22 protein-coding genes are annotated in these 24,639 nt (G+C 70.5%); 17 read left to right on the top strand and 5 right to left on the bottom strand.

Annotation, left to right across the window (positions count from 1 at the left end; translation table 11 throughout):
• A complete protein-coding gene (hemW, locus tag ACQ0O7_RS12620) occupies positions 1-1,203 on the top strand; it encodes a radical SAM family heme chaperone HemW (RefSeq protein WP_430782203.1) in 1,203 nt (400 codons plus the stop codon).
• On the opposite strand, the gene ACQ0O7_RS12615 is transcribed toward hemW, so the two are convergent.
• A complete protein-coding gene (locus ACQ0O7_RS12615) occupies positions 1,204-1,767 on the bottom strand; it encodes a DUF4870 domain-containing protein (protein ID WP_430782202.1) in 564 nt (187 codons plus the stop codon).
• Between the two features lie 152 nt (positions 1,768-1,919).
• On the opposite strand from ACQ0O7_RS12615, the gene hrcA reads away from it, so the two are divergent.
• From hrcA to ACQ0O7_RS12600, 3 genes are all read left to right on the top strand, one after another.
• Positions 1,920-2,942, top strand: coding sequence for a heat-inducible transcriptional repressor HrcA (gene hrcA / locus ACQ0O7_RS12610; protein ID WP_430782201.1), 1,023 nt, complete (start codon positions 1,920-1,922; stop codon positions 2,940-2,942).
• 34 nt (positions 2,943-2,976) lie between these two features.
• The gene (dnaJ, locus tag ACQ0O7_RS12605; RefSeq protein WP_430782200.1) at positions 2,977-4,113 is read left to right on the top strand and encodes a molecular chaperone DnaJ; all 1,137 of its coding nucleotides are present in this window, start codon (positions 2,977-2,979) and stop codon (positions 4,111-4,113) included.
• Between the two features lie 1,212 nt (positions 4,114-5,325).
• Positions 5,326-6,060, top strand: a complete 735-nt coding sequence (locus ACQ0O7_RS12600; RefSeq protein ID WP_430782199.1) for a 16S rRNA (uracil(1498)-N(3))-methyltransferase — start codon at positions 5,326-5,328, stop codon at positions 6,058-6,060.
• 17 nt (positions 6,061-6,077) lie between these two features.
• Here ACQ0O7_RS12600 and ACQ0O7_RS12595 read toward each other — a convergent pair whose 3' ends face one another.
• Genes ACQ0O7_RS12595 through ACQ0O7_RS12585 form a run of 3 tightly spaced genes read right to left on the bottom strand, consistent with a single transcriptional unit; the run spans position 6,078 to position 9,590 of the window.
• On the bottom strand, positions 6,078-6,386 hold the full coding sequence (locus ACQ0O7_RS12595; protein ID WP_430782198.1) for a hypothetical protein: 309 nt from the start codon (positions 6,384-6,386) through the stop codon (positions 6,078-6,080).
• Positions 6,383-7,171: a class I SAM-dependent methyltransferase gene (locus tag ACQ0O7_RS12590; protein WP_430782197.1), complete on the bottom strand. Its 789-nt coding sequence runs from the start codon at positions 7,169-7,171 to the stop codon at positions 6,383-6,385. Before ACQ0O7_RS12590 ends, ACQ0O7_RS12595 begins: the two co-directional genes overlap by 4 nt.
• Before the next feature lie 22 nt (positions 7,172-7,193).
• Positions 7,194-9,590, bottom strand: coding sequence for a beta-glucosidase family protein (locus tag ACQ0O7_RS12585; RefSeq protein ID WP_430782196.1), 2,397 nt, complete (start codon positions 9,588-9,590; stop codon positions 7,194-7,196).
• A gap of 126 nt (positions 9,591-9,716) precedes the next feature.
• Here ACQ0O7_RS12585 and ACQ0O7_RS12580 point away from each other — a divergent pair, with 126 nt between their 5' ends.
• The 7 genes from ACQ0O7_RS12580 (at position 9,717) to ACQ0O7_RS12550 (ending at position 17,512) form a co-directional block, all read left to right on the top strand.
• Positions 9,717-11,099: a serine hydrolase domain-containing protein gene (locus tag ACQ0O7_RS12580; protein WP_430782195.1), complete on the top strand. Its 1,383-nt coding sequence runs from the start codon at positions 9,717-9,719 to the stop codon at positions 11,097-11,099.
• Between the two features lie 307 nt (positions 11,100-11,406).
• The gene (locus ACQ0O7_RS12575; RefSeq protein WP_430782194.1) at positions 11,407-12,486 is read left to right on the top strand and encodes a PhoH family protein; all 1,080 of its coding nucleotides are present in this window, start codon (positions 11,407-11,409) and stop codon (positions 12,484-12,486) included.
• A gap of 24 nt (positions 12,487-12,510) precedes the next feature.
• Positions 12,511-12,981, top strand: a complete 471-nt coding sequence (gene ybeY, locus ACQ0O7_RS12570; RefSeq protein ID WP_430782193.1) for an rRNA maturation RNase YbeY — start codon at positions 12,511-12,513, stop codon at positions 12,979-12,981.
• 2 nt (positions 12,982-12,983) lie between these two features.
• Positions 12,984-14,333 carry a hemolysin family protein gene (locus ACQ0O7_RS12565; RefSeq protein ID WP_430782192.1) on the top strand — a complete coding sequence of 450 codons (1,350 nt, stop codon included), beginning with the start codon at positions 12,984-12,986 and terminating at the stop codon, positions 14,331-14,333.
• Positions 14,326-14,673 carry a cytidine deaminase gene (locus tag ACQ0O7_RS12560; RefSeq protein WP_430782191.1) on the top strand — a complete coding sequence of 116 codons (348 nt, stop codon included), beginning with the start codon at positions 14,326-14,328 and terminating at the stop codon, positions 14,671-14,673. Before ACQ0O7_RS12565 ends, ACQ0O7_RS12560 begins: the two co-directional genes overlap by 8 nt.
• 629 nt (positions 14,674-15,302) lie before the next feature.
• On the top strand, positions 15,303-16,196 hold the full coding sequence (gene era, locus ACQ0O7_RS12555; protein WP_430782244.1) for a GTPase Era: 894 nt from the start codon (positions 15,303-15,305) through the stop codon (positions 16,194-16,196).
• 83 nt (positions 16,197-16,279) lie between these two features.
• A complete protein-coding gene (locus ACQ0O7_RS12550) occupies positions 16,280-17,512 on the top strand; it encodes an acyltransferase family protein (RefSeq protein WP_430782190.1) in 1,233 nt (410 codons plus the stop codon).
• Here ACQ0O7_RS12550 and ACQ0O7_RS12545 read toward each other — a convergent pair.
• Positions 17,499-18,320 carry a DUF4097 family beta strand repeat-containing protein gene (locus ACQ0O7_RS12545; RefSeq protein WP_430782189.1) on the bottom strand — a complete coding sequence of 274 codons (822 nt, stop codon included), beginning with the start codon at positions 18,318-18,320 and terminating at the stop codon, positions 17,499-17,501. The two genes, ACQ0O7_RS12550 and ACQ0O7_RS12545, sit on opposite strands and share 14 nt — an antisense overlap.
• 144 nt (positions 18,321-18,464) lie before the next feature.
• Between ACQ0O7_RS12545 and recO the strand changes: the two genes are divergently transcribed.
• From recO to ACQ0O7_RS12515, 6 genes are all read left to right on the top strand, one after another.
• A complete protein-coding gene (gene recO / locus ACQ0O7_RS12540) occupies positions 18,465-19,241 on the top strand; it encodes a DNA repair protein RecO (RefSeq protein ID WP_430782188.1) in 777 nt (258 codons plus the stop codon).
• Positions 19,238-20,020: an isoprenyl transferase gene (locus tag ACQ0O7_RS12535; RefSeq protein WP_430782187.1), complete on the top strand. Its 783-nt coding sequence runs from the start codon at positions 19,238-19,240 to the stop codon at positions 20,018-20,020. Before recO ends, ACQ0O7_RS12535 begins: the two co-directional genes overlap by 4 nt.
• Complete coding sequence (locus ACQ0O7_RS12530) at positions 20,017-20,550, top strand: histidine phosphatase family protein (protein ID WP_430782186.1); 534 nt, start codon at positions 20,017-20,019, stop codon at positions 20,548-20,550. Before ACQ0O7_RS12535 ends, ACQ0O7_RS12530 begins: the two co-directional genes overlap by 4 nt.
• A 173-nt stretch (positions 20,551-20,723) precedes the next feature.
• Positions 20,724-22,439 (top strand): PHP domain-containing protein, encoded by a 1,716-nt coding sequence (locus ACQ0O7_RS12525; RefSeq protein ID WP_430782185.1) that lies wholly within the window; start codon positions 20,724-20,726, stop codon positions 22,437-22,439.
• Positions 22,436-23,002, top strand: coding sequence for a hypothetical protein (locus tag ACQ0O7_RS12520; RefSeq protein ID WP_430782184.1), 567 nt, complete (start codon positions 22,436-22,438; stop codon positions 23,000-23,002). Before ACQ0O7_RS12525 ends, ACQ0O7_RS12520 begins: the two co-directional genes overlap by 4 nt.
• Positions 23,003-23,086: 84 nt before the next feature.
• Positions 23,087-24,004 (top strand): methylenetetrahydrofolate reductase, encoded by a 918-nt coding sequence (locus tag ACQ0O7_RS12515; RefSeq protein WP_430782183.1) that lies wholly within the window; start codon positions 23,087-23,089, stop codon positions 24,002-24,004.
• The last annotated feature ends 635 nt before the right edge of the window (positions 24,005-24,639 follow it).

The following is a 24,639-nucleotide window of genomic DNA, read 5'->3' as shown; positions in this document are numbered from 1 at the left end:
ATGGCCGGCGCTCTTCCCGATGGTGAACCCGTACCCGACGACGGGTCCCTCCCCGACGAGGCCACCCATGAGGTGGGCAAGAACGGCTTCGCCGTCTACGTGCACGTCCCGTTCTGCGCCAGCCGGTGCGGATACTGCGACTTCAACACCTACACGGCGAGCGAGCTGGGCGGCGGGGCGAGCCGCGACGAGTACGCCGGCACCGTCCTGTCCGAGCTGGCCCTGGCCGCCCGGGTGATCGAGCCCGGCCCGGTCGACACCGTCTTCGTCGGCGGCGGCACCCCCACCCTGCTCAGCACCGACGACCTGGGCCGGATCCTGGACGGCATCGACCGGACGTGGGGGCTGGCCCCCGGTGCCGAGGTGACCACCGAGGCCAACCCGGAGTCGGTCGACCCGGCGTACCTGCGGCGGCTGCGCCGGGCCGGCTTCACCCGGATCTCGCTCGGCATGCAGTCCACCGCGCCGAACGTGCTGCGCGTGCTGGACCGCAAACACACCGCGGGCCGGGCGCCACAGGCCGCGATCGAAGCCCGGGAGGCCGGGTTCGAGCACGTCAACCTGGATCTGATCTACGGCACGCCGGGTGAGTCGGCGGACGACTTCGCCGGATCGCTGCGAGCCGTGGTGGACGCCGGAGTGGACCACGTGAGCGCGTACGCGCTGATCGTCGAGGACGGCACCCGGATGGCCGGCCGGATGCGGCGGGGTGAGCTGCCCTTCCCGGAGGACGACGTGGCCGCCGACCGCTACCTGGCCGCCGAGGCGGCCCTCACCGAGGCCGGATTCGAGTGGTACGAGGTGTCCAACTGGGCCCGCGGCGACGACGCCCGATGCCGGCACAACATGCTCTACTGGACCGGCGCCGACTGGTGGGGGCTCGGGCCGGGCGCGCACAGCCACGTCGGCGGGGTGCGCTGGTGGAACGTCAAGCACCCGTCGGCGTACGCCAGACGCCTCGCCGCCGGCACCTCACCCGGCCAAGGGCGCGAACTGCTCGGCGACGACGACCGGCACATGGAGGACGTGATGCTCCGGGTCCGGCTGCGGGAGGGCATCCCGCTGAGCCGGGTGGACGCCACGGGTGCCGCGCGGGCGCTGGCGGACGGGCTGCTGGAGCCGGGACCGTACCAGGACGGGCGTCTCGTGCTCACGCTGCGCGGCCGCCTGCTCGCCGACGCGGTCATCCGTGACGTGCTCTGATCACTTGATGAAGGTATAGGTCATCGGGTAGTTGTACGGCTCGTTGTTCAGCGCCTTGATCCCCGCGATCACGCCGAAGATGGTCGACACCAGCCAGGCCGCGCCGGTGACCAGCAGGCCCAGCCCGGCACAGATGATCAGCACGTAACCGATCACGCCCACGATGGTCCAGACCAGCTGGAAGTTCAGCGCTTTGAGTGATTCGGCTCGCACGATCGGGGACTGGTTGCCGCGGGCCAGATATGCCACCAGCGGCGGGATCCAGCCGAGGAACACCCCACCGAAGAAGGCCGCGGCCGCCCCGCCGAAGTGCGCCACGAGCACCCAGGTGCGCTCCTCGGCGGAGGCGGGTGGGCCGTACTGGGGCGGTCCGTAGTGCTGCTGGGCGTAGGGATCGCCGTACGGCGGAGGCGGCGGATATCCCCCGGCGCCGGACGTGGGCGGCGGGTATCCGCCGGCGCCGGAGGTGGGCGGCGGGGTGTACGGCGGCGGTGGCGGATAGCCTCCCGGCGCGTTGTACGGAGCGGTCGGATCGTCGTCCGGCGGGCGGGGCGGCTCAGTCATGAAACACACGCTAGGACCCCGGTTCGAACCGGTCGAGGGCGGTGCCACCTCAAGATCTGAGCCCGCTACGTACTTTCGATCATCGCATTGCCGCCGCCGGGGACGTAGACTGGCACTCTATTAGCGGGAGTGCCAACGGAGGGAGGGGTCATATGAGTCTGGATGACCGCAAGCTCGAGGTGCTCCGGGCGATCGTCGAGGACTATGTCGAGACCCAGGAGCCGGTCGGCAGCAAAGCCCTGGTGGACCGGCACAAGCTCGGCGTCTCTCCGGCCACCGTCCGCAACGACATGGCGGTGCTGGAGGAGGAGGGCTTCATCCGGCAGCCGCACACCAGCGCCGGCCGGGTGCCCACCGACGCTGGTTACCGCCTGTTCGTCGACCGCCTGACCCGGATCAAACCGCTCAGCCCGGCCGAGCGCCGCGCCATCGAGCGGTTCATGGTCGGCGCCGTCGACCTGGATGACGTGGTGCACCGCACGGTGCGCCTGCTGGCCCAGCTCACCCGCCAGGTCGCCGTGGTGCAGTATCCCAGTCTGTCCCGCTCCGCCGTGCGCCATCTGGAGATCGTGCCGATGTCCACGACCCGGCTCACACTCGTGATGATCACCGACACCGGCCGGGTCGAGCAGCGCCTGGTCGAGATGCCCGGCCCGGTGCAGGACGGCGACGTGTGGGAGCTGCGCCGCCGGGTCAACGAGAAATTGGCCGGTCAGCGGCTCGCCGACACCCCACCCCTGGTGCAGAAACTGGTGGAGGACTGCGACCCCGAGCGCCGTGCCGCGATGACCTGCCTGGCCTCGGTGCTCCTGGAGACACTCGTCGAGCGGAGTGAGGAGCGCCTCGCCCTCGCGGGGACGGCAAACTTGACACGAGGCGGTGTGCTGGACTTCCAGGGCACACTGCGGCCGGTCCTCGAAGCCCTCGAGGAGGAGGTCATCCTGCTGAAACTCATCGGCGATCTGGAGCCCCGCACCACACGGGTCCTGATCGGCGACGAGAATCAGATCGACAACCTGCGGTCGGCGTCCGTGGTGAGCAGTGGCTACGGCCCGGGTACCACTATCGTCGGGGGGCTCGGCGTGCTGGGCCCCACCCGGATGGACTACCCCGGCACTATCGCTACCGTTCGTGCAGTGGCACGCTACGTTGGCGACCTGTTGGCACAGAATTGACGGATTCGCGCAGACATTGAGGACTCCAAACCCCGTGGCCAAGGACTATTACGGAATTCTCGGTGTGAGCCGGGAGGCAACCGACGACGAGATCAAGCGCGCCTACCGCAAACTCGCTCGGCAGTACCACCCGGACGTCAACCCGGATCCCGAGGCGCACGACAAGTTCAAAGAGATCAACGCGGCGTACGAGGTGCTCTCCGACGAGCAGAAACGGCAGATAGTCGACCTCGGCGGTGACCCGCTCGCGCCCGGTGGTGGCATGCCCGGCGGCGCCGGTGGAGCCGGACCGTTCGTCGGTTTCCAGGACATCATGGACGCGTTCTTCGGCACGGCCGCCGGCGGTGGCTCCCGAGGCCCGCGCCCGCGCACCCGCCCCGGCGCCGACGCCATCCTGCGTCTCGAACTCGACCTGGTGGAGACCGCTTTCGGCGTCGAGGCGCCGATCACCGTCGACACCGCGGTGCTCTGCACCCAGTGTTCCGGCGCCGGCACCGCGCCCGGCACCCACCTGGCCACCTGTGAGGTCTGCTCCGGCCGGGGCGAGGTCCAGTCGGTGCAGCGCACGTTCCTCGGCCAGGTCGTCTCGTCCCGCCCCTGCCAGAACTGCCAGGGCCACGGCACGACCGTCCCGAACCCGTGCCCGACCTGCGCCGGCGACGGCCGCATCCGCACCCGCCGCTCCCTGACCGTCAAGATCCCGGCAGGCGTCGAGGACGGCATGCGGATCCGCCTGGCCCAGCAGGGCGAGGTCGGCCCCGGCGGCGGCACGGCCGGCGACCTGTACGTGGAGATCCACGAGCGCCCGCACGACGTCTACTCCCGCAAGGGCGACGACCTGCACTGCCGGGTGACACTCCCGATGACCGCCGCCGCCCTCGGCACCCGGATGACCATCAAGACCCTGGACGGCGAAGAGAACATCGAGGTCAAGCCGGGCACCCAGCCGGCCAGCACGCTCCGTATCCGTGGCAAGGGCGTACCCCACCTGCGCGGTCAGGGCCGCGGCGACCTCTTCGTCCACCTGGACGTGAAGACGCCGACCAAACTCACCGCCGACCAGGAACGGATGCTCCGCGAGTTCGCCAAGACACGCGGCGAGGACGTAGCCGAACTGAGCAAGCAGGGCGGCTTCTTCAGCCGCATGCGGGACGCTTTCAACGGTCACTGAGACGCCTTGGGCAGTCACTGAGACGCCTTGCGCGGTCTCTGGGAAGCCTCGTGGTGGTCACTGAGATCGTTCGGCTCGCTACTGACAGGCGCGGCGGCTCCAGTCGCCGCGCCTGCTCGCGAAAAGCGACAAATGTGCGTTAGTGGGCGCGCGTGCGCCGACATCCTGATCCGTTCGTGATCGGCGCTCGTGCCACCCGTCCTGGGTCCCTTCCCGTCGTGGGTTGCTTCCCGTCGTGGGTTGCTTCCCGTCGTGGGTTGCTTCGCGTCTTGGGGCGCTTCCGTCTTGGGTCGCTTCTGTCCTGGATCGTTTCCCACCCTGGGTCGCCTTCCGCCCGATTGAGCCTTCTGCTCGGCGGCCTTGCCCGTTTGCCGTCACTTCCCCGCGCGAGTGTCCGCTCCCTGCTCTCAATCCGGCCGATCTTGGCGGATTTACCACCGTTTGGAGTCTTGTTCTCGGCAGTCTGATCACTTGCGGTCAGTCCCTCACGCGGGCGGCCCGCTCAGTAGAGACCTTGGTGGATTTACCACCGTTTTCGGTGGTAAATCCACCAAGATCGCCAGGGCGGAGGCTGGAAGGCGGACACTCGCGCGAGGAATTGACCGCGAGCGGGCCAGCAGCCGAGAAGAAGACTCTTTCGGGTGGTAAATCCTTCAAGAACTGGGCTGGGCGGTCCGTCTTGGGGGGTTGAGCGCGGGGGAGAACGTTCTGTCTTGAGGGTGTGGCGTGGGGGAGAACGTTCTGTCTTGAGGGTGTGGCGTGGGGGAGAACGTTCTGTCTTGAGGGTGTGGCGTGGGGGAGAACGTTCTGTCTTGGGCGTGGGGCTTGAGGGAGAACGTTCTGTCTTGGGGTGGGGCGTGGGGGAGAACGTTCTGTCTTGGGGTAGGTGGGTGAGGTAGTGAGTGGTCGGTCTGGACCGGCTGACGGGGTCAACGTGGTGCGTCGCTGAGTACACCCGGCGGGCGGGTCCGCGACCCGGCCCGCGAGGGGCGGCGACGGAAGCGGGGCGCTTCGTACGAGGGCGCGGCAGATGGCGGGGCGCTTCGTACGAGGGCGCGGCAGAAGGTGGGGCCCTTCGTGCGGGCTGGGGATCAGATGGGGTGGTCGTGCGGGCGGGGGATCAGTGGGGTGGTCGTACGGGCTTTGCGAGGCGGTGGGGCGGTCGTGTGGGGGTCGACGGGGCCGGGTCGGGGATGGCGGTAGCGTTTCGGGGTGTCCGCGCCGTTGTTCTTGGTTGAGAGTCTTCCCGTCGGCCTGTCGTTTCGGCTGGACGGGCCGGAAGGGCATCATGCCGCCACCGTGCAGCGGCTTCGGGTCGGTGAGGGGTTGATCCTTGCTGACGGGCGTGGTGGCACCGCGCGGGGTGAAGTGACCGCGGTCGGCAAAGGCAGCGTCGACGTGGCGGTGCTCAGCACGGCCGCCGAGCCCGCCCCGGATCCCCGCCTGATCGTCGTTCAGGGCATCGCCAAGGGGGATCGGGGTGAGCTCGCCGTCCAGGCCATGACCGAGGTCGGGGTGGACGAGATCGTGCCGTGGGCGGCGTCCCGGTCGGTGGCGCAGTGGCGGGGTGACCGGGGGTTCAAGGCCCGGGACAAGTGGGCGTCGACTGCTCGGGAGGCGGCCAAGCAGGCCCGCCGTTCGTGGCTGCCGGTGGTCGGTGGCGAGCCGGACTGTTCGACGAAGCAGGTCGCGGCCAGGCTGTCCGGGGTCGCGGCGGCGTTCGTGTTGCACGAGGAGGCCACCGAGCGGTTGAGCGCGGCGGTTCTGCCGTCGACCGGTGCGATCGCCTTGATCGTCGGGCCGGAGGGTGGGATCAGTGACGCCGAGCTGGAGGTCTTCCGGGTGGCCGGCGCGGTTCCGGTGAGGCTGGGGAGTGAGGTGCTGCGCACTTCGACGGCGGGTGTCGCGGCCTTGTCGGTGCTGGCCGCTCGGCTGGGGCGCTGGTGACGAGAGGCGACGGGGGTTCAGGGCCAGTAGAGGACCCGTAGGAAGCCGGTCACGGACACCACGAACAGGGCCGCCGTCAGCGTGGCCCACGGACGCCGCCGGCCGGTGAGGGCCCCGGCGGCCGCGCCCAGGAACAGGGCCGCGATGGCCGCGCTCCAGAACGCCGCCGCGGGCACCCGGGCGGCGCCCCGGCAGCCGGCCGGTGCGGGCATGACCATTGCGCACACCTCGTACCGCGGTATCGCCAGCCACCAGAGGCCCAGCCAGGCCGGGACCGCGACGGCTGCCGCCAGGGCGACGGCGAGCCAGGGCCGCCGGATGGTCATCGGGGGCGCCGGGCGAGCGCGACGTCGGTGAAGACGGTCAGTTCGATGACCCCGCCGTGGGCGTCGATCACCGCGACGGTGTCGTCGATGGCGGCGGTCCGCGCGGTGTCGTCGAGCATCCGGTAGAGCGAGATCGACTCCAGGTATTCGCGGTATCCGGTGGAGGTGAAGGTGAGCGCCGACCGGTATCGCCGGGTGGTGGTCTCGGTGAAGTGTTCCGGCACGTCGGCCATGGTCGGCCACTCGTCGGCGAACATCACCGGCGTCGCGGGTACGGCACTGAGCAGCAGCGAGTGGGGTGTCTGCCCACCCTCGGTGAAGCCGTGCCGGGCGTCGACCGCGGCCAGTTCGGCGTGCAGTCGTTCGTCGGGGATGAGGAAGACGTTCCAGAACGGGGCGAACAGGCCGCCGGGGGCGAGCGCGTCGAAGGCGAGTCGGGTGCGGCGTTCCGCGTCGACCCAATGCCAGGCCTGGGCGCTGATCAGCAGCCGGTAGCCGCGGTCGGGCGGCCACTGTTCGAAGGTGGATTCGACGACCCGGATGCCGGGGACGGTGCGGCGGAGGACGGCGGCCATCCGCGGGTCGGGTTCCAGGCAGGTGAGGTCGGCGCCGTGTGCGGCGAACGCGGCGGTGGCCTTGCCGGTGCCGGCGCCCACTTCGAGCACCGGGCCCGGCCCGGCCATCGCCAGCAGGTCGGTGACCAGCTGTTCCGGATAGCCGGGACGGACCCGGTGGTACTTCTCGGCCTGTTCACCGAAGACCTGACCGCGGACACGTGACGTCATGTCCGCCAATATAGGGCGACGGTCAGACGGTGATGTCGATCGAACGGCGGGGGTCGTCGAGGGCGTGCGCGGCGATCACCGTGTACGGGCCGGGCACGGTCTGCCAGCCGTCGTTCCACACCTGGAAGGCCCGTTCCGGCAGGGGGACGGTCACGCTGACGGTCTCTCCGGGGACCGCTTCGGCGATGGCGAACCCGGCCAGCCAGCGGTCCGGGCGCGGCACCGGTGAGGTGTCGGCGACCGCGTCGGCCCCGGGCAGCGGGTCGGATCCGGCGGACAGGTAGATCTGCACGACCTCCCGGCCGCTGCGCCAGCCGGTGTTGGTGACCGCCACGGTGACTTCGGATCCGGAGTACGCGAGGTGATCGTACGACCAATCGGTGTAGCCCTGACCGGAACCGAACGCGAACAGTGGGCTTTCCGACCACCCGCGGTAGCCGATGAAGATCCCCTCATCGTAACTGAGCGTGCCGTCGACGGGCTGGGTGTCGAGGACCGGGCAGTCCTTCTCCGCGCGTGGCCAGGTGGTCGGCAGGCGCCCGCCGGGCTCGGTGACGCCGAGGAGCACGTCGGCCAGCGCGGCACCGGCCTCCTGCCCGGGGAACCAGGTGAGCAGGATCGCGGCCACCTCGCCGGCCCACGGCAGCAGCACCGGCGAACCGGCGTTGACCACCACGATCGTGCGCGGGTTGACGGCGGCGACCCGGGCGACGAGTTCGTCCTGACGGCCGGGGAGGGCCAGCGACGTACGGTCGAAGCCTTCCGATTCGACCTGCTCGGTGGTGCCGACGACGATCACCGCGACCTCGGACCGGGCGGCCAGCTCGACCGCTTCGGCGATCAGTCCCTCCTCGTCCGGGCCGGGCGGCCGGTGACCGAGCGTGGTGGAGACCGAGTGTGCGGCGCCGGGTTCGAACGTCTGCCGCAGCACGACCGGCGCCGGGATCCCGGCCTCCAGCGTGACCGTGAACCGCACCTCGCGCGGGTGCAGCAGCAGGTCGGCGCGGCCGGTGCCGGGCGGGTGCAGCGAGCCCTGGTAGAGGGTCTCGCCGTCGACGGTGAGTTCGAACGCGCCGAACCCGGAGATCGCGATGACGTGCTCGCCGCCCCGGTCCGGGGTGATCTCGGTACGCAGTTCCAGGCTGGTGATCCCGGCCACGTCGAGGCCGCCGGGCGGGTCGCCGATCCAGCGGATGGTGGCCGTGTCGACCGGGAACTCGTGGGCGTCGATGGCGAACCGGAACGGCGTCCAGTCCGGTCCCTGCGCGGCGGGCAGGAACGGTCGCGGGTCGGCGCCGATCGCGTGGGCCACGTCGACCCCGGGCAGATCGGCGCGCAGCCCGTCGAGCGGGGAGATCACGTGCGGCGGGGTGACCTGGGCGCTGCCGCCGCCGAGCACCCGGGCGTCGGTGGCCAGCGCGCCGATCACCGCGACCCGGGTCAGTTCGCCGGCCTCCAGCGGGAGCACTCCGCCGGCGTTGCGGGCCAGCACGAACGAGCCGGCCGCGACGTCCCGGGCGACGTCGTCACCGTTCTCGTCGAGCGGCGGCACTTCAAGATCAACATCTTCGAGAGCGCCGGTACGGGCGGCGAGCAGCAGCACCCGGCGTACCTTGTCGTCGATGATCTCCTCGGCGACCGCGCCGGACCGCACCGCCTCGACAAGCGCCGGGCCCCAGGGGTTGTCCATCGCCGGCATCGCGATGTCGAGTCCACCGAGCGCGGCGGCCACCGTGTCCCGGGCGGCCCGCCAGTCGGAGACCACCACCCCGTCGAAGCCCCACTCCCGCTTCAGGACCTCGTCCTGCAGGCGCCCGTTCGCGGCCATCGGAGTGCCGTTCACCCCGTTGTACGCGCTCATCACGCCCCAGCCGCCGGCCGCCACCACCCGCTCGAACGGCGCCAGATAGACCTCGCGCAGCGCCCGCTCCGGGATGCGCACGTCCACCGTCATCCGCTCGGTCTCGAAGTCGTTGCCGACCAGATGCTTCACCGTCGTGCCCACGTTGTGCTCCTGCACACCCGTCACGAACCCGGCCGCGATCTCGCCGGTGAGCAGCGGATCCTCCGAATAACACTCGAAGTGCCGGCCGCCGAGCGGGGTACGGTGCATGTTCACGGTCGGGCCGAGCAGCAGGTGCACACCCTTGCGCCGGGACTCCTGGCCGAGCAGCCGGCCGGCCCGGCGGGCCAGCGCGACATCCCAGGTGGCGGCCAGCGCGGTCGGGCTGGGCAGCGCGATCGACGGGTCGTCGGGGGTGTAGCCGGTGCCCCGGACACCGACCGGGCCGTCCGACATCACCAGCGAGCGCAGCCCGATCCGGGGGACGGCCGGCAGGGACCAGAAGTCCTGTCCGGTGAGCAGGGACACCTTCTCCTCCAGGCTGAGCTGCCCGAGGAGAACGTCGAGGTCGATCAAGTGAGCGCTCCCACCATCGTTTCTGAGGATCCGCCGACCATCTTGACCCACCCCGGACCATAAGATCCATGGGGTGGAGAACTGCTGCGTGACCGAACCCGCTCCCCGCTCGGCCCTGGTCCGGCAGTGAGCGCCCCGACACCCCGGTACGAACGTGCCGCCCGCCGCGCCCAGGCCGACGGCCGGATCCCGGCGCTGGCCGTCGCCCTGCACCGCGCCGACCGCGAGCCGTGGGTCCTCACCGTCGGCGAGTCCGGCAACCCCGATCACCCGCTCGGGGTGAACAGCCGGTTCCGGATCGGCTCGGTCACCAAGACGTTCACCGCGGTCCTCGTCATGCAGGCCCGCGACGAGGGACTGCTCGACCTGGACCAGCCGATCTCGGCCCACCTCGACGTGCCCGCCCACGGCGACGCCACCATCCGGCGGCTGCTGTCGCACACCGCCGGATTCCAGCGCGAACCGCACGGCGACGTCTGGGACACCCTGGTCACCCCGGACGCGGTACGTCTCGTCGCCGAGCTGGACCGGGCCGAGCGGGTGCTGCCGAACGCCCGCCGCTACCACTACTCCAACCTCGGCCTCGCGGTTCTCGGCCACCTGGTCGCCCGGCTGCGCGGCGGCACCTGGGCGGAGATCGTCGCCGACCGGATCCTCGGCCCGCTCGGCCTGACCCGGACCACCGTCGCCACCCCGCCCGAGGCGGTGGTCGGCTACGTGGTCGACGCGTACTCCGACGCCGCCCGCCCGGAGCCGCCGGTCGACCTGGGCGGGGTGGGCCCGGCCGCCCAGCTCTGGAGCGCCGCCGGCGACATGGCCCGGTGGGCCGGCTTCCTGGCGAGCCCGGAGATCGTCGACCCGGACGGCCGGGTGCTGGCCGCCGCCACCGTCGACGAGATGCGCTGGCCGCTCACCACCACCGACGAGACGCTGTGGGCCGCCGGGTTCGGGCTCGGGCTGATCCTCGCCCCGGACGGCAGGCGGGTGATGCACGTCGGCCACGACGGGGCGATGCCCGGCTTCCTGGCCGGGGTGTACGGCCGGCGCGGCGGCGAGGGCGACCCGGGCGCGCTCGGCTGCGCGGTGCTCGGCTCGTCCGGCACCGCCGGGGAGACCAACGAGCTGGTCCACGAGCTGCTGCGGCTCGCCGTCGACCTGGATCCGGCGGAGATCCGGCCGTGGCGGGCCGCGCCACCCGCGCCGGTCACCTATCGATCGGTCCTCGGCCGCTGGTGGAGCGAGGGCTCCGAGTTCGTCTTCGGCTGGCACGACGGCCGGCTCCAGGCGCGTGCGGTGGGCGCGCCGGCCGGTCGGCCACCGGCGATCTTCGAGCCGTTGCCGGGGGAGCCGGACGTGCTGCGTACCGTCTCCGGGCGGGAGGCCGGCGAGCGCCTGCGCCTGACCCGGGACGACGCCGGCTCGGTGACCCGGATGCACTGGGCGACCTACCGCTTCACCCGTCTTCAGGAGGGCTTCGACGGCGGCCTGGCCTCCGACGGCCCGCTCTGACCGTGGTGAGTTGTGGTGCGGATCGGACCGCAAGTCACCACGCGGGGTAGCCGTGTGTGGTGTGGCTCGGACCGGAAGTGGCCACGTGGGGTAGCCGTGTGTGGTGTGGCTCGGACCGGAAGTGGCCGCGCCGGGGTAGCCGTGTGCGTGGTGTGGCTCGGACCGGAAGTCGCCACAGGGGTATGGCGCGATAATGGCATCGGCGTGGGGAGGGTCGAGCGGATAGGATGGCACGATCCTCGAGCGAGCCGCCGATCCTGGCGGCCAGAAGAAGAGAGCAGGTGGCGGAGGCCCGCCGGGCCACCCTATGACCGGTACGCCGAACGAATCCAGCACTGGCTCGACCAGCCCGGTGCGGGCGCAGACCAAGATCTCGGTGAACGACCCGAAGATCATGGTGAACCTGCTCGGCGCCAAGGACGAGATCCTCCGGCTCATCGAGCGCAGCCTCGACAGCGACATCCACGTCCGCGGCAACGAGATCACCATCACCGGCGACCCGGCGGAGAACGCGACCGCCGAGCGTCTCTTCTCCGAGCTGATCGAGCTCATCGAGAAGGGTGAGACCCTCAGCGTCGATGCCGTGCGCCGCACCCTCCGGATGCTCCAGGAGAACACCTCGGAGCGTCCGGCCGAAGTCCTCACCCTCAACATCCTGTCCCGCCGGGGCCGCACGATCCGGCCCAAGACGCTGGGGCAGAAGCGTTACGTCGACGCCATCGACCAGAACACGATCGTCTTCGGCATCGGCCCCGCCGGTACCGGCAAGACCTATCTGGCGATGGCCAAGGCGGTGCAGGCGCTGCAGGCCAAGCAGATCAACCGGATCATCCTGACCCGGCCGGCGGTCGAGGCGGGGGAGCGGCTCGGCTTCCTGCCGGGCTCGCTGACCGAGAAGATCGATCCCTATCTGCGGCCGCTCTACGACGCCCTGCACGACATGCTCGACCCGGAGACGATCCCCCGGCTGATGGCGGCCGGGACGATCGAGGTGGCGCCCCTGGCGTACATGCGAGGCCGTACTCTCAATGACGCCTTCATCATCCTGGACGAGGCGCAGAACACCACGCCCGAGCAGATGAAGATGTTCCTGACCCGGCTCGGGTTCGGCGCGAAGATCGTGGTGACCGGTGACGTGACCCAGGTCGACCTGCCCGGCGGGACGACCAGCGGCCTCAAGATCGTGCGGGAGATCCTGCGCGATGTCGAGGACGTGCACTTCTCGGAGCTGTCCAGCTCCGACGTGGTGCGGCACCGTCTGGTCGCCGAGATCGTCGACGCCTACGCGCGGTTCGACGCCGCGGTGGAACAACAGGCAGCACAATCCGTCCACGCCGTGCCGGGCCGGGCCGCCAGCGGTGGCCGGGCGCCGAGCCGCCGGCGCTGAGTCACAAGGGGTAATCGCACCACTATGTCCATCGAGATCGCCAACGAGTCGGGAGTCGAGGTCGACACCGACGCGATCCTCGCGGTTGCCCGGCATGCCCTGGACGAGATGGGGGTCAACCCGCTCGCCGAGCTGTCGATTCTCCTCATCGACATCGACTACATGGCCGAGCTGAACCACCGGTGGATGGACGGCGACGGCCCCACCGACGTGCTCGCCTTCCCGATGGACGAGGGGAGTGTCGACCACGGTCCGGGCGAGTCCGGGACGGGTGAGCCGGCGCTGCTCGGCGACATCGTGCTCTCGCCGGAGGTGGCCGCCAAACAGGCCACCGTCGCCGGGCACACGACCGCCGACGAGCTGCACCTGCTCACCGTGCACGGCGCACTGCACCTCCTCGGCTACGACCATGCCGAGCCGGAGGAGGAGCGGGAGATGTTCGCTCTGCAGAACAAGCTGCTGCAGAGCTGGCGGGCCGGGCGCAAAGCCGACTGATCATGGACCCCGCCTCGGCCGGCCTACCGGATCTGCAACTGATCACTATCGCGGTCGTGCTGGTGCTCCTCGCCGGCCTGGCCTCGATGACGGACGCCGCACTGGCGACCGTCTCCCAGGCCCGGGCCAGTGAGCTGGCCCGGGAAGGGCGACGGGGTGCCGGCGCGCTCGCCGCCGTCGCCTCCGACGTCGTCCGCTACGTCAACCTCCTGCTGCTGCTCCGGCTGCTCTGCGAGCTGACCGCGACCACGCTGGTGGCGCTGGTCGCGGTGGACACCTGGGGGGTCGGCTGGCAGGCCGCCCTGGTGTCGGCGGGGGCGATGACCCTGGTCAGCTTCGTGGTGGTCGGGGTCGCCCCGCGCACCCTGGGCCGGCAGCACGCGTACGCGGTGGGCCGGGCGACCGCTCCGCTGGTGCGCTGGCTCGGCAAGGTGCTGAACCCGCTGGCCAAGCTGCTGATCCTGATCGGTAACGCGGTGACCCCGGGCAAGGGGTTCCCGGAAGGCCCGTTCGGCAGCCAGGTGGAGTTGCGTGAACTGGTCGACCTGGCCGAACAGCGCGGTGTCGTCGAACACGGCGAACGCGAGATGATCCACTCGGTGTTCGGGCTGGGTGACACGATCGCCCGCGAGGTGATGGTCCCCCGTACCGAAATGGTGTGGATCGAAGCCCCCAAGACTCTGCAACAGGCGCTCTTCCTCTTCCTGCGCTCCGGGTTCTCCCGGATCCCGGTGATCGGCGAGAGCGTCGACGACGTGCTCGGGGTGCTCTACCTCAAGGACGTGATCCGCCGCACCCAGAACGGCGACCCGGCCGCCACCGCGCAGGCGGTCGCCGACGCGATGCGCCCGGCCAACTTCGTGCCCGAGTCGAAACCCGTCGACGACCTGCTCTCCGAGATGCAGGCCGCCCGCAACCACCTGGTCATCGTCGTCGACGAGTACGGTGGCACGGCCGGCCTGGTCACCATCGAGGACATCCTGGAGGAGATCGTCGGGGAGATCACCGACGAGTACGACGTGGAGCGCCCGCCGATCGAGCACCTGGAGGACGGTGCGGTCCGGGTCACCGCCCGGCTGCCGATCGAGGACCTCGGTACGGTGTTCGGTGTCGAACTGCCCGCCGACGAGGTCGAAACCGTCGGCGGACTGCTCGCCCAGACCCTGGGCCGGGTGCCGATCCCCGGCGCGCAGGCCGAGGTCGAGGGCCTGCACCTGACCGCCGAGGGCACCACCGGCCGCCGCAACCGGATCGACTCGGTGCTGGTGCGCCGGGTGCGCCCGGAGAGCCAGACCGGCCAGCACGACCAGAACACCGCCGAGAACGAGGAAAGACAACCCGCAGATGCCTGACCAGACCGTTGAACTGAGCGCCGAGGACACCAAGCTGGTGACCCTCGCGAGGCACTCCCGCACCCGGGTGGGCGCGGCCGAGGGGGCGGCGGTCCGCGACCAGGACGGGCGCACCTACGCGGCCGCCACGGTGAGCCTGCCGCACCTGACCCTGAGCGCGCTGCAGGCGGCGGTGGCCCAGGCCGCGTCGGCCGGCGCGACGAAGCTGGAGGCGGCGGCCGTCGTCACCGAGGCGGGCGCTCTGGAGGAGGCCGGTCTCGCCGCGGTGCGCGATCTGGCGCCCGGCGCGCCGATCCACCTGGCGGGCCCGTCCGGCGTCGTGACCGGGACGGTCGCCTGATGGCCGCCGAGTCCCCGAACCGGCGTTCCGGCAAGGGCGCGGGCAAGGCTTCCACCGCGGGTTCCGGCAGGGGGTCCGGCGCCGGCGAGAAGCGGGCCGGCGCGGGGGAGAAGCGTTCCACCGCGAGTGATCGGCATCTCACCGCCGGTGAGCGCAACGAGCAGCGACGCCAGGAGCGGCGTGCGGCCCGCAAGGAAGCGGAGCGGGCGGCCGCCGATCCGGGTGGGCGTCGACGCGGCGGGTCCGCGGGTGGTTCCACTTCCCGGTCCGGTGGTACGTCCGGAGCAGGCGGCCGTGGCAATCCCGCGAGGGACACCGCGGGTTCGGAGGGCTCCGTTCGCGGCGGCCCGGCACGAACCGGATCCACCGGCGGCGCGCGGGGGCCCGGCAAGATCGAGGTCACCATGACCGGTGAGGCGAAGCCGGTCTACTCGAAGCGTGGGGCGGCCCGGTTCGGTGCCGGCCGGCCGCAGACGTCCAAGGGCACGTCCCAGACGTCCAAGAGCACCGAGGCTCCGGTCTCCGCGGCGAAGGGCCCGCCGGTGGGTGGTCCCGAGGCGGTGGGCGAGGCCCGTACCGGCGGCAAGGGTTTCGAACGTAAGAAGCACCGGCACAAGGCGGCGCGGCCGATCGCGCCCGCGGATGACACGTACCGCGCCGGTTTCGCCTGTTTCGTCGGGCGGCCGAACGCCGGCAAGTCGACCCTGACCAACGCCATCATCGGTCAGAAGATCGCGATCACCTCGAACAAACCGCAGACCACCAGGCACGTCATCCGGGGCATCCTGCACCGGCCGGACTCCCAGCTCGTGCTGGTCGACACGCCCGGTCTGCACCGGCCCCGCACGCTGCTCGGTGAGCGCCTCAACGACCTGGTCCGCGAGGTGTGGAGCGAGGTCGACGTGATCGGTGTCTGCTTCCCGGCCGACGAGCCGATCGGGCGCGGTGACCGGTTCATCTCGACCGAGATCAGCGAGTTGAAGGCCAAGGTCGTCGCGGTGGTCACCAAGGTCGATCTGGTCGACCCGGCGACCCTGGCGCAGCGCCTGCTCGCTGTCTCCGAGTTGTACGACTTCGCGGAGATCATCCCGGTCAGCGCGGTGTCCGGGCACCAGGTGGACAACCTGATCGACGTGCTGGTCCGTCATCTGCCGGAGTCGCCGCAGCTCTACCCGGACGACGTGCTGACCGACGAGCCGGAGCAGGTGCTGATCGGCGAGCTGATCCGGGAGGCGGCCCTGGAGGGGGTGCGCGACGAGCTGCCCCACTCGATCGCCGTCATCGTCGAGGAGATGCTGGTCGAGGGCAAGACCACAAAGATCTTCGCCGATCTGTACGTGGAGCGGGACAGCCAGAAGTCCATTGTGATCGGAACCCGCGGGGCCCGTCTCAAGGATGTCGGCTCGACCGCTCGTGCCGAGATCGAGCAGCTCCTGGGCCGGAAGGTCTACCTGGACCTGCACGTCCGTGTCGCCAAGGAGTGGCAGCGTGACCCGAAGCAACTCCGGAAACTAGGTTTTTAAATCGAAACGTGGACATTCTCCGACTATGGTGTTCTTCACCATAGTTTGCACAGGTTGGTAGTACGCGGGTAACACCTTGTGCCATGCGAAACCGGTACCTGGACCTGCTGCGTGCCGTCGCGACCGTCCGGGTGGTGACCTATCACGTCACCGGCTGGACCGCGTTCACCATCGTCTTCCCGGCCATGTCGGTGATGTTCGCGCTGGCCGGGTCGCTGATGGCGGCCTCAGTGGACCGGTTCGGAGTGTGGGCGGTGGAGCGTCGTCTCCGCCGCCTGCTCCCGTCACTGTGGATGATCGCCCTGATCGCGGTCACCACCATGCTGGTCACCGGCACCTCGTCGTGGAGCGCGCAACTGCTGCTCTGGGGTTTCCCGATCGACACGCCGGTGGCGAGCGGCTGGTGGATCCAGGGGCTCAGTCACGTCTGGTACCTCCGTGACTTCCTCTGGATGGTGCTGCTCTCGCCCATCGTGCTGCCGGTCTACCGGAGATTCCCGGTCGCCACGGTTCTGACACCGTACGTCGCTTTGGTGATCATCACACTGGCCGGCGTCACGGTGCCGGCGGTGGTGCAGGGCCTCGTCCTCTACGGCGGTGCGTGGCTGCTCGGGTTCGCCCACCACGACGGGCATCTGGAACGGATCGGGCGCAAGCGGCTGCTGGGCATCGCGGCGGCCCTGGCCGTGCCGGCGATCCTGTGGACGGTCACCCACCCCAGCCCGCGGGGGTACGACCTGAACGACATCCCGCTCGGCAACGCTCTCTGGTCGGCCGCCTTCATCCTGATCCTGCTCGGCTGGGTGCGGCCACCACGGGTCCGGGAGAGCCGGGTGCTGACCGTGCTCAACGCGCGCGCCCTGTCGATCTATCTGTGGCACGTGCCGGTGGTCGTCGCGGTCACCGAGTTCGCCGTGCGGCACGCCCTGCCACTCACCGGCTGGGTGGGGGTCACCTGGCGGCTGGTGGTGGTCTTCCTGCTGGTCGGCCTGATGATCGCGCTTTTCGGATGGCTGGAGGACGTGGCGGCCGGCCGTCGCCCGGTGCTGCTGCCGGGGCGCCGGGTCGCGATGCCGGTCTCCCCGGCCCCGGCCGGCGCGGCCAGTGTCCTCCCCGCCACTCCGGTGACCCGAGCCACTCCGGTCGCCCGAGCCACTCCGGTCACCCCAGTCACTCCGGTCGCTCCAGCCACCCCGGTCATCGCGGTGGCTCCGGTCACCCTCGTCTCCTCCCCGGCGGCCGGGGCCGCCCCGGCCGCCCCCGTGGCGGCCGTGCCGGTGCCCGGGGCCGGGACCGAGGCCGTCAGCCGGCGATGACCGCCACGTCGCCGCTGCGGGACCGCAACTCCAGGACGTTGGTGGCCGCCGGGTTGTTCTTGACGTTCTCCACCACCGCCTCGCCGTTGCCGGAGACCGCGGAGACCCGGTAGTCGCCGGGCGGCACCATCAGGCTGATCTCGCCGCTGCCGGTCGACGCGGTCACCGACGACGCCGCCGACAGCGACAGGGAGATGTCGCCGGAGGTGAGCCGGGCCGTCACCGGGCCCTTGCCGTCCGTCACGTCGACGTTGCCGGCCCGGGCCTCCACGTCGACCGGACCGCCACCCACCACCATCAGATCACCCGAGGTGGACCGCACCTTGACCGGCTCGCTGGTGTTCTCCACCATCACGTCACCGGACGTCATCTCCAGAGAGACCGGCCCGGTGGCGCGATCGATCATCACATCCCCCGACGTCATCTTCACGTCGATGGTGCCGACCGCGCTGAGCATCACGTCACCGGATCTCATCTCGCCGCGCACCGCCACTCCCGGTGGCGCGGTGATCTCGTAGGAGAGGTGGCAGTCCGGCCCGCAGTCGGTGTTCAGCGTCAGCACCCCGCCAGCCACCTGGTAGGAGGTGTCCGGGCTGGTGATCCCCCGGACGATCCGGCGGATCTGGGTCTCGGTCGCACCGGACTCGGTGGTGACGCTCACATCACCGCTGCCACCGGCCAGCGCGATCTCGGTGATCTTGGTCTTCTCGACGTCCTCGAAGGTCATCCGGGCACCCGCCACGCCGTCACAGCCGGCCAGGGCACCCAGAGAGACGGCGGCGAGGATCAGGGCAACTCTTCGAGTCATGAGCTGACGCTATTCCGGGGCGCACCCCGGCCAACACCGGACCGGCCCCGGAGACGACCCTGAGATCCGGGTCAGGGTCGGACCCGGGGGACCGCCGTCGGCACCGGCCGGAAACCTGTCGTACCGACCGGGCAGAATGACGGGGTGCCCGCTGGATACCGCAGACAGCTCTACCGCGACGACGCGGTGGTCCTCCGTGCGCAGAAACTGGGGGAGAGCGACCGGATCGTCACCCTGCTGACCCGCCGGCACGGCCGGTTGCGCGCGGTCGCCCGCGGGGTGCGCCGCACCGGCTCCCGGTTCGGCGCCCGGCTGGAGCCGTTCGGGCACATCGACCTCCAGCTCGCCGGCTCCCCCGAGGGCGTGGGCAGCCCACTGCACTCGGTCAGCCAGGTCGAGGCGGTCAGCCTGTTCGGCAAGAGTTTCCTCACCGACTATCCGCGCTACACCGCGGCCAGTGCCATCTGCGAGACCGCCGAGCGGCTCACCCCGGTCGAGCGGGAGCCCTCGCTGCGGCTGTTCCAGCTCACCCTGGGCGCGCTCAAGGCACTCTCGGTGGGGGAGCACTCCGGCGGGCTGGTGCTCGACGCGTACCTTCTGCGCGCCATGGCCTTCGCCGGCTGGGCGCCGGCCGTCACCGAGTGCGCCGTGTGTGGCACCCCGGGGCGGCACGGCGCGTTCTCCGTACCGGCCGGGGGCTCGGTCTGCCCGGACTGCCGCCCACCCGGCGCCGCCCATCCCAGCCCGGACACCCTCGGCCTGATGGCCGCCCTGTCCTCCGGCGACTGGACCGTCGCGGACACGGCGGCCCCGTCGGTGCGCCGGGAGTGCAGCGGCCTGGTCGCCGCCCACCTGCAGTGGCACATGGAGCGGGCACTACGCTCGCTTCCGCTAGTCGATCGACGGGAGTTGAACTCGTGAGCCCGCGCCCGCCCACCCCGCACCCCTCCGGTGCCCGGCCGCCCCAGCTGCCGGCCGCCGCGCTGCCGAAACACATCGCCGTCGTGATGGACGGCAACGGCCGGTGGGCCAAGGAGCGCGGCCTGTCCCGGACCAAGGGGCACGAGCAGGGCGAGTTCTCGCTCTTCGACACCATCGAGGGGGCCATCGAGCTGGGCATCCCCTACCTCTCGGCCTACGCCTTCTCCACCGAGAACTGGAAGCGGTCGCCGGAGGAGGTGCGCTTCCTGATGGGCTTCAACCGGGACGTCATCCGCCGCCGCCGCGACCAGCTCGTCGACCTCGGGGTGCGGGTGGTCTGGTCCGGCCGGGCCGGGCGGCTGTGGAAGAGCGTGATCTCCGAGCTGCAGACCGCCGAGCAGATGAGCCGCGGCAACAAGACGCTCACCCTGCAGTTCTGCGTCAACTACGGCGGCCAGGCGGAGATCGCCGACGCGGCCGCGGCCATCGCCCGGGACGTGGCGGCCGGCAAGCTCAAAGCCGACAAGGTCACCGAGAAGACGATCGCGAAATACCTGTACCACCCGGAGATCCCCGAGGTGGACATGTTCCTGCGGCCCTCCGGTGAGCAGCGGACGTCCAACTTTCTGCTGTGGCAGTCGGCCTACGCCGAGATGGTCTACCTGGACACCCTCTGGCCGGACTTCGACCGCCGCCATCTGTGGTATGCCTGCGAGCTGTACGCCCAGCGTGACCGCCGGTTCGGGGGTGCCCTGCCGAACCCGGTCAGCCCCACATGACCGGTGTCCGGCATCTCTGGATCGCCCGGCACGCCGAAGCGCTCGCCGACCAGACCGGACTGACCGCCATCGGCGTACGCCAGGCCGAACTCCTCGGTGACCGGCTGGCCGGGGTGCCGTTCGCGGTCGTCAGCCACAGTCCGCTCGCGCGGGCCGTGCGGACCGCCCAGCTCGTCGCGAGCCGTCTGCCGGGCGTGCCGGTGCGGATGGCCGGCGAGCTGGACGATCGGGTGCCCACCGACGAGCCCGAGGCGTCCGCGGCGATGATCTCCCGGTTCACCGGCCCGGTCCCGGGTCCGGCCGACCGGCACGAGCTGGTGATCACGCACGCTTTCCAGGTGGCGTGGTTCGTCCGGGACGCCCTGGCGACACCCGCCGACCGCTGGCGGGACGTGATCCCGGCGAACACCGGGCTGACCGTGATCCGCTGGTTCCCGGACGGCCGGGCCCGCCTGATCGTCTTCAACGACCTGTCCCACCTGCCGCCCGAGCTGCGGTTCACCGGCTCCCCACCGGACCTGAGCCTGTAGCGCCCGCCCGTCCGCCTCGCGCCGCGCGGTGCCGGGATGTGTGGTCGGGATGTGTGGTGATGTGCGGTGCGGATTGCGCCGGAAGTGTCCACGCGGCGGTTCGTATCGACAGTTCACCGGGTGGCCACGGGATCGATAGGGGCCGTTGTCCTTTTCGGGTGAGGGTGGCGGCCATGGGTCACGGCCACGATCATCACCATCACCATGACGAGACCGGTTCGGCCGGTGCTGATGTCCCGGAGGCGCTCGACCTGAGCGTGCCGGAGACCGAACTCTCCCCCGGGGACCGATCGCGCCGGCGCTTCCTGCTCGGGGCCGGACTGCTTGGGGCCGGCGCCGCCGCCTCCGTGCTGGCGCACCCCGGAGCCGCCGAGGCGGCCGGGCTTCCGCACACCCACGGGCCGCTCGGCGGGGGCACCGGCAAGGGCGGTTTCCGGTGGCTGGCCGGCGACCACCATATTCACACGCAGTACAGCTCGGACGCCCAGTACCGGGTGCTGGACCAGGCGCAGAAGGGGCGGGCGTACGGCCTGGACTGGCTGGTCATCACCGACCACGGCAGCGCCACCCACGCCAAGATCGGAGTGGACAAGGTCAACCCGGACATCGTGCGGACCCGGGCCGAACTGCCGGATCTGCTCACCTTCCAGGGGCTGGAGTGGAACATCCCGGCCGCCGAGCACGCCACGGTGTTCGTGCACCCGGGGAAGAACGAGGTGGCGGTGCTCAAACAGTTCGAGAACGCGTACGACGGCTCGCTCCTGCCCGCCACCAACACCGCCGAGCAGAACGAGGCGATGGCCGTCGCCGGCATCCGGTTCCTCGGTGAACAGGTGCGCAAGCGCCGGATCGACGGGGCGTTGTTCTTCGCCAACCACCCGGCCCGGCGGGGCATCGACTCGCCGCACGAGATCCGGAACTGGCGGGACGCCGACCCGACCGTGGCCGTCGGCTTCGAGGGCGCGCCCGGACATCAGGCGGCCGGCATCCCGGCCCCGAACGGTCGTGGCGGCGCGCGTGGCTACTACGACAACAATCCGTCGGCGGCCTCGTTCCCCGGCTACCCGCTGGAGTCGTACCGCACCTGGGGTGGTTTCGACTGGATGACCGCCACCGTCGGTGGGCTCTGGGACAGCCTGCTCACCGAGGGTAAGGCCTGGTGGATCACCGTCAACTCGGACAGTAACGTCAACTACCTGGATCAGACCGAGCGTGGGCCGGGCAGCGACTTCGCCACGAACGGCAGGTACGACGATCCCGTCTACACCGGCACGATCAACACGTCGGCGGGGGACTTCTGGCCGGGCTACTACGGGCGTACCAACGTGGGGGCCTCCGCGGTCTCCTACCGGGCGGTGATGGACGGTCTGCGCGCCGGCCGGGTCTGGGTCGATCACGGGCGGTTGATCAAGAACCTGGACGCGCGGGTACGGGTGGCCGGTGATCGCCGGGACGCCACGGGAACCCCGCTCGGTGGTGTCCTGCGGGTCAAACGGGGCACTTCGACCGAGCTGGTGCTCGACATCGATCTGCAGGATGTGCCGAACTGGGCCGGTTTCGTGCCGAGCCTCAAACGCGTCGACGTGATCGTCGGCACGGTCACCGGCCCGGCCGGGGACCGGGACGTCTTCACCGCCCCGGACACCCGCGTGGTCAAGTCGTTCGAGATCTCCAAGATCAAGGGCAGGATCTCGCTGGTGTACGCCTTGAGTCGCCTGGACAGACCGTTCTATCTGCGGGTTCGGGGCACCGACGGCAACCGCACCCAGCCCGGTCTGCTCGGCGCCGCGGTGGACCCGCACGGCCCCCAGCTCGATGTGACCGGCGCCGCTGATCCGTGGGGTGACCTGTGGTTCTACACCAACCCGATCTGGGTCCTGCCCCGATGACAACAGTCCGTCCAGCAGCGGCGCCGACCGCCACCACGGCCGGCGCCGGCGTCGGGCCGGCTGTCACTGCGGGTGGCGTTGCCGTCGGCGCGGCCCGGATCGTCGGGCTCAGCCTCGGGCACGCCACCCTCGCCGAAGCCGACCACTGGATCCACGCGCTGCGCCCGGCGCCGGTGCTGGCCTGCACCCATCTGGTGGCCGTGCCGTACCCGCACGTGGCGATCAGCCTGCTCACCACCCTGCCGATCACCACCGTGCCGGAACTGGCCGAAGCCGCCACCGCGGCCGCCGGTGGACGGGCCGGGCGAGCCGTTCGGTTCCCCGGCGCGGAACGGCTCACCGGATCACTCACGGTGAGCGAGATTCTGCAACGCAGCGCGATCGCCAGGGTCGAGGTGCTGGGCGGTGGTACCGCCGATCCGGGCACCGTGGTGGACACCGGCGACTTCGTCCGCCCACAGTTCCGGGGCGGCGAACTCGTGCTGGTCACCACCCCGGCAGCGGGTGATCGACTGGTCCCGTTCGAGAGCCGGACCCCTACGCCCTGCTGTGCCGACCATTGATACCCGTACGGCGGAACCTCGCCCTTTGAGACGAGCCGCCTGCGGTGAGTCGCCGGACGGACCCGGTCGCCTAGGGTTTTCCGCATGTCTCGTCATCCCCTGCCCCAGCTCCTGGCGGAGGCGCGCAGTGGCGTGCTCGTCTTCAGCATCACGCCGCCGAAGCTCGACACCGCCGAGGAGCGGATCAAGGAGATCGCGGAGGTCACGCTGGAACGGCTGACCGCGCTCGACATCGACGGCCTGATCCTCTACGACATCGACGACGAATCCGACCGCCGCCCCGACCGGATCTTCCCCTACCTGCCGACCCTCGACCCGGGCCGCTACCTGGCCGAACACCTGACCGGCTGGCGGCAGCCGACGATCATCTACCGCTGTGTCGGGAAATACTCGCCAGACGAACTCACCGAGTGGATGACCGGCGCCGGCGACCAGGTGATGTCAGTGTTCGTCGGCCCGTCGTCAGGCGGCAAAGAAGTCCGCACCACACTGCGCCAGGCGCAGGAACTCCGCGCCCGGGTGCGGCCCGAACTACCGCTCGGAGCCGTGGTGATCCCCGAACGCGCCGACGAGCACCAGCGCATGCTGACCAAACAGGAGCGCGGCGCGTCGTTCTTCGTCAGCCAGGTCGTCTACCACGTCAACGAGATGAAGAACCTGCTCAGCGACTACTTCTACGAGTGCCGGGAACGCGGCGCCGACCCCCGGACGATCATCTTCACGCTGTCGCTGTGCGGCTCACTGCGGACCTTGGAGTTCGTCAGGTGGCTCGGCGTCGACGTGCCCCGCTGGCTGGAGAACTCCATCCGGCACGCCGAGGATCCCCTGGCCGAGTCCTACCGGCAGTGCGTGGCGATCGCCCGAGACCTGATGGACTTCTGCGAGCACATGGGCCTGCCCTACGGCTTCAACGTCGAGAGCGTCTCCATCCGCAAGGCCGAGATCGAAGCCAGCACCGAACTGGCCGCCGAGATCGCCGGCATGCTCCGTTACCGCCGCTGACCCTCCAGCTTCGACCGCCCGACGGGCACCCGGCAACCGATCCCTCGGTCGCCAGGTGCCCGCCGCACTCGCCCCCCTTACACCAATCGGCATCCGGCAAGGCTGCGCAGTGCAACCGACCCCCACACTCGGCCACCCGCCCGACACCGACGAACTATTACTTTTCGCGAGCTGGAGAAGCTTGCGTCCCGTCCCTGGCCGCCAGCGCCTCCCCGGATGCCCTAAGGCGGAGGTGAATGTCGGAAACCTCGGCGAGTGCGGCCGTGACGGTCTCCTGGAATAGAACGTCTGGAAGATCGCCCTGAGCTCACGGCGATGGTCCACGGACTGGGCGGTGTAGAGAAATCTCCAACTCGATCATCGGACACGGCGTCAGCAGGCCTGCCGCGATCCGCTCCTGCCACATGGCCGTGAGCTCCGGCTGACGCGACAAGCGCATGAGTGCGCTGGTGTCGACGAGGCAGCGGGTGTTCAGCGGCGGCAACTCCGCCTGTCGGAATCGGGCCGATCTCGCGAAGTGCCGCGTTGACCGTCTCGCTCCAGCCGGACGTGCCCAGGAGGACGGCCGCGTTGGCGAAAGCCTCCGCGTCGATCTCCGCGATGCTGCCTTCGCGCATCAGAACCCCCATGTGGAC

This window comes from Actinoplanes sp. G11-F43, from assembly GCF_050589265.1.
GTDB lineage: Bacteria > Actinomycetota > Actinomycetes > Mycobacteriales > Micromonosporaceae > Actinoplanes.
This window is presented reverse-complemented; position numbering and strand designations above follow the sequence as displayed.

Coding starts and splice junctions, on each gene's coding strand:
- ACQ0O7_RS12550 (WP_430782190.1), top strand. CDS start 16,280: ATGCGAAACCGGTACCTGGACCTGCTGCGTGCCGTCGCGACCGTCCGG.
- ACQ0O7_RS12560 (WP_430782191.1), top strand. CDS start 14,326: ATGCCTGACCAGACCGTTGAACTGAGCGCCGAGGACACCAAGCTGGTG.
- ACQ0O7_RS12595 (WP_430782198.1), bottom strand. CDS start 6,386: ATGACCATCCGGCGGCCCTGGCTCGCCGTCGCCCTGGCGGCAGCCGTC.
- ACQ0O7_RS12575 (WP_430782194.1), top strand. CDS start 11,407: ATGACCGGTACGCCGAACGAATCCAGCACTGGCTCGACCAGCCCGGTG.
- ACQ0O7_RS12520 (WP_430782184.1), top strand. CDS start 22,436: ATGACAACAGTCCGTCCAGCAGCGGCGCCGACCGCCACCACGGCCGGC.
- ACQ0O7_RS12565 (WP_430782192.1), top strand. CDS start 12,984: ATGGACCCCGCCTCGGCCGGCCTACCGGATCTGCAACTGATCACTATC.
- ACQ0O7_RS12615 (WP_430782202.1), bottom strand. CDS start 1,767: ATGACTGAGCCGCCCCGCCCGCCGGACGACGATCCGACCGCTCCGTAC.
- ACQ0O7_RS12545 (WP_430782189.1), bottom strand. CDS start 18,320: ATGACTCGAAGAGTTGCCCTGATCCTCGCCGCCGTCTCTCTGGGTGCC.
- ACQ0O7_RS12590 (WP_430782197.1), bottom strand. CDS start 7,171: ATGACGTCACGTGTCCGCGGTCAGGTCTTCGGTGAACAGGCCGAGAAG.
- ACQ0O7_RS12525 (WP_430782185.1), top strand. CDS start 20,724: ATGGGTCACGGCCACGATCATCACCATCACCATGACGAGACCGGTTCG.
- ybeY (WP_430782193.1), top strand. CDS start 12,511: ATGTCCATCGAGATCGCCAACGAGTCGGGAGTCGAGGTCGACACCGAC.
- hrcA (WP_430782201.1), top strand. CDS start 1,920: ATGAGTCTGGATGACCGCAAGCTCGAGGTGCTCCGGGCGATCGTCGAG.
- hemW (WP_430782203.1), top strand. CDS start 1: ATGGCCGGCGCTCTTCCCGATGGTGAACCCGTACCCGACGACGGGTCC.
- ACQ0O7_RS12530 (WP_430782186.1), top strand. CDS start 20,017: ATGACCGGTGTCCGGCATCTCTGGATCGCCCGGCACGCCGAAGCGCTC.
- ACQ0O7_RS12515 (WP_430782183.1), top strand. CDS start 23,087: ATGTCTCGTCATCCCCTGCCCCAGCTCCTGGCGGAGGCGCGCAGTGGC.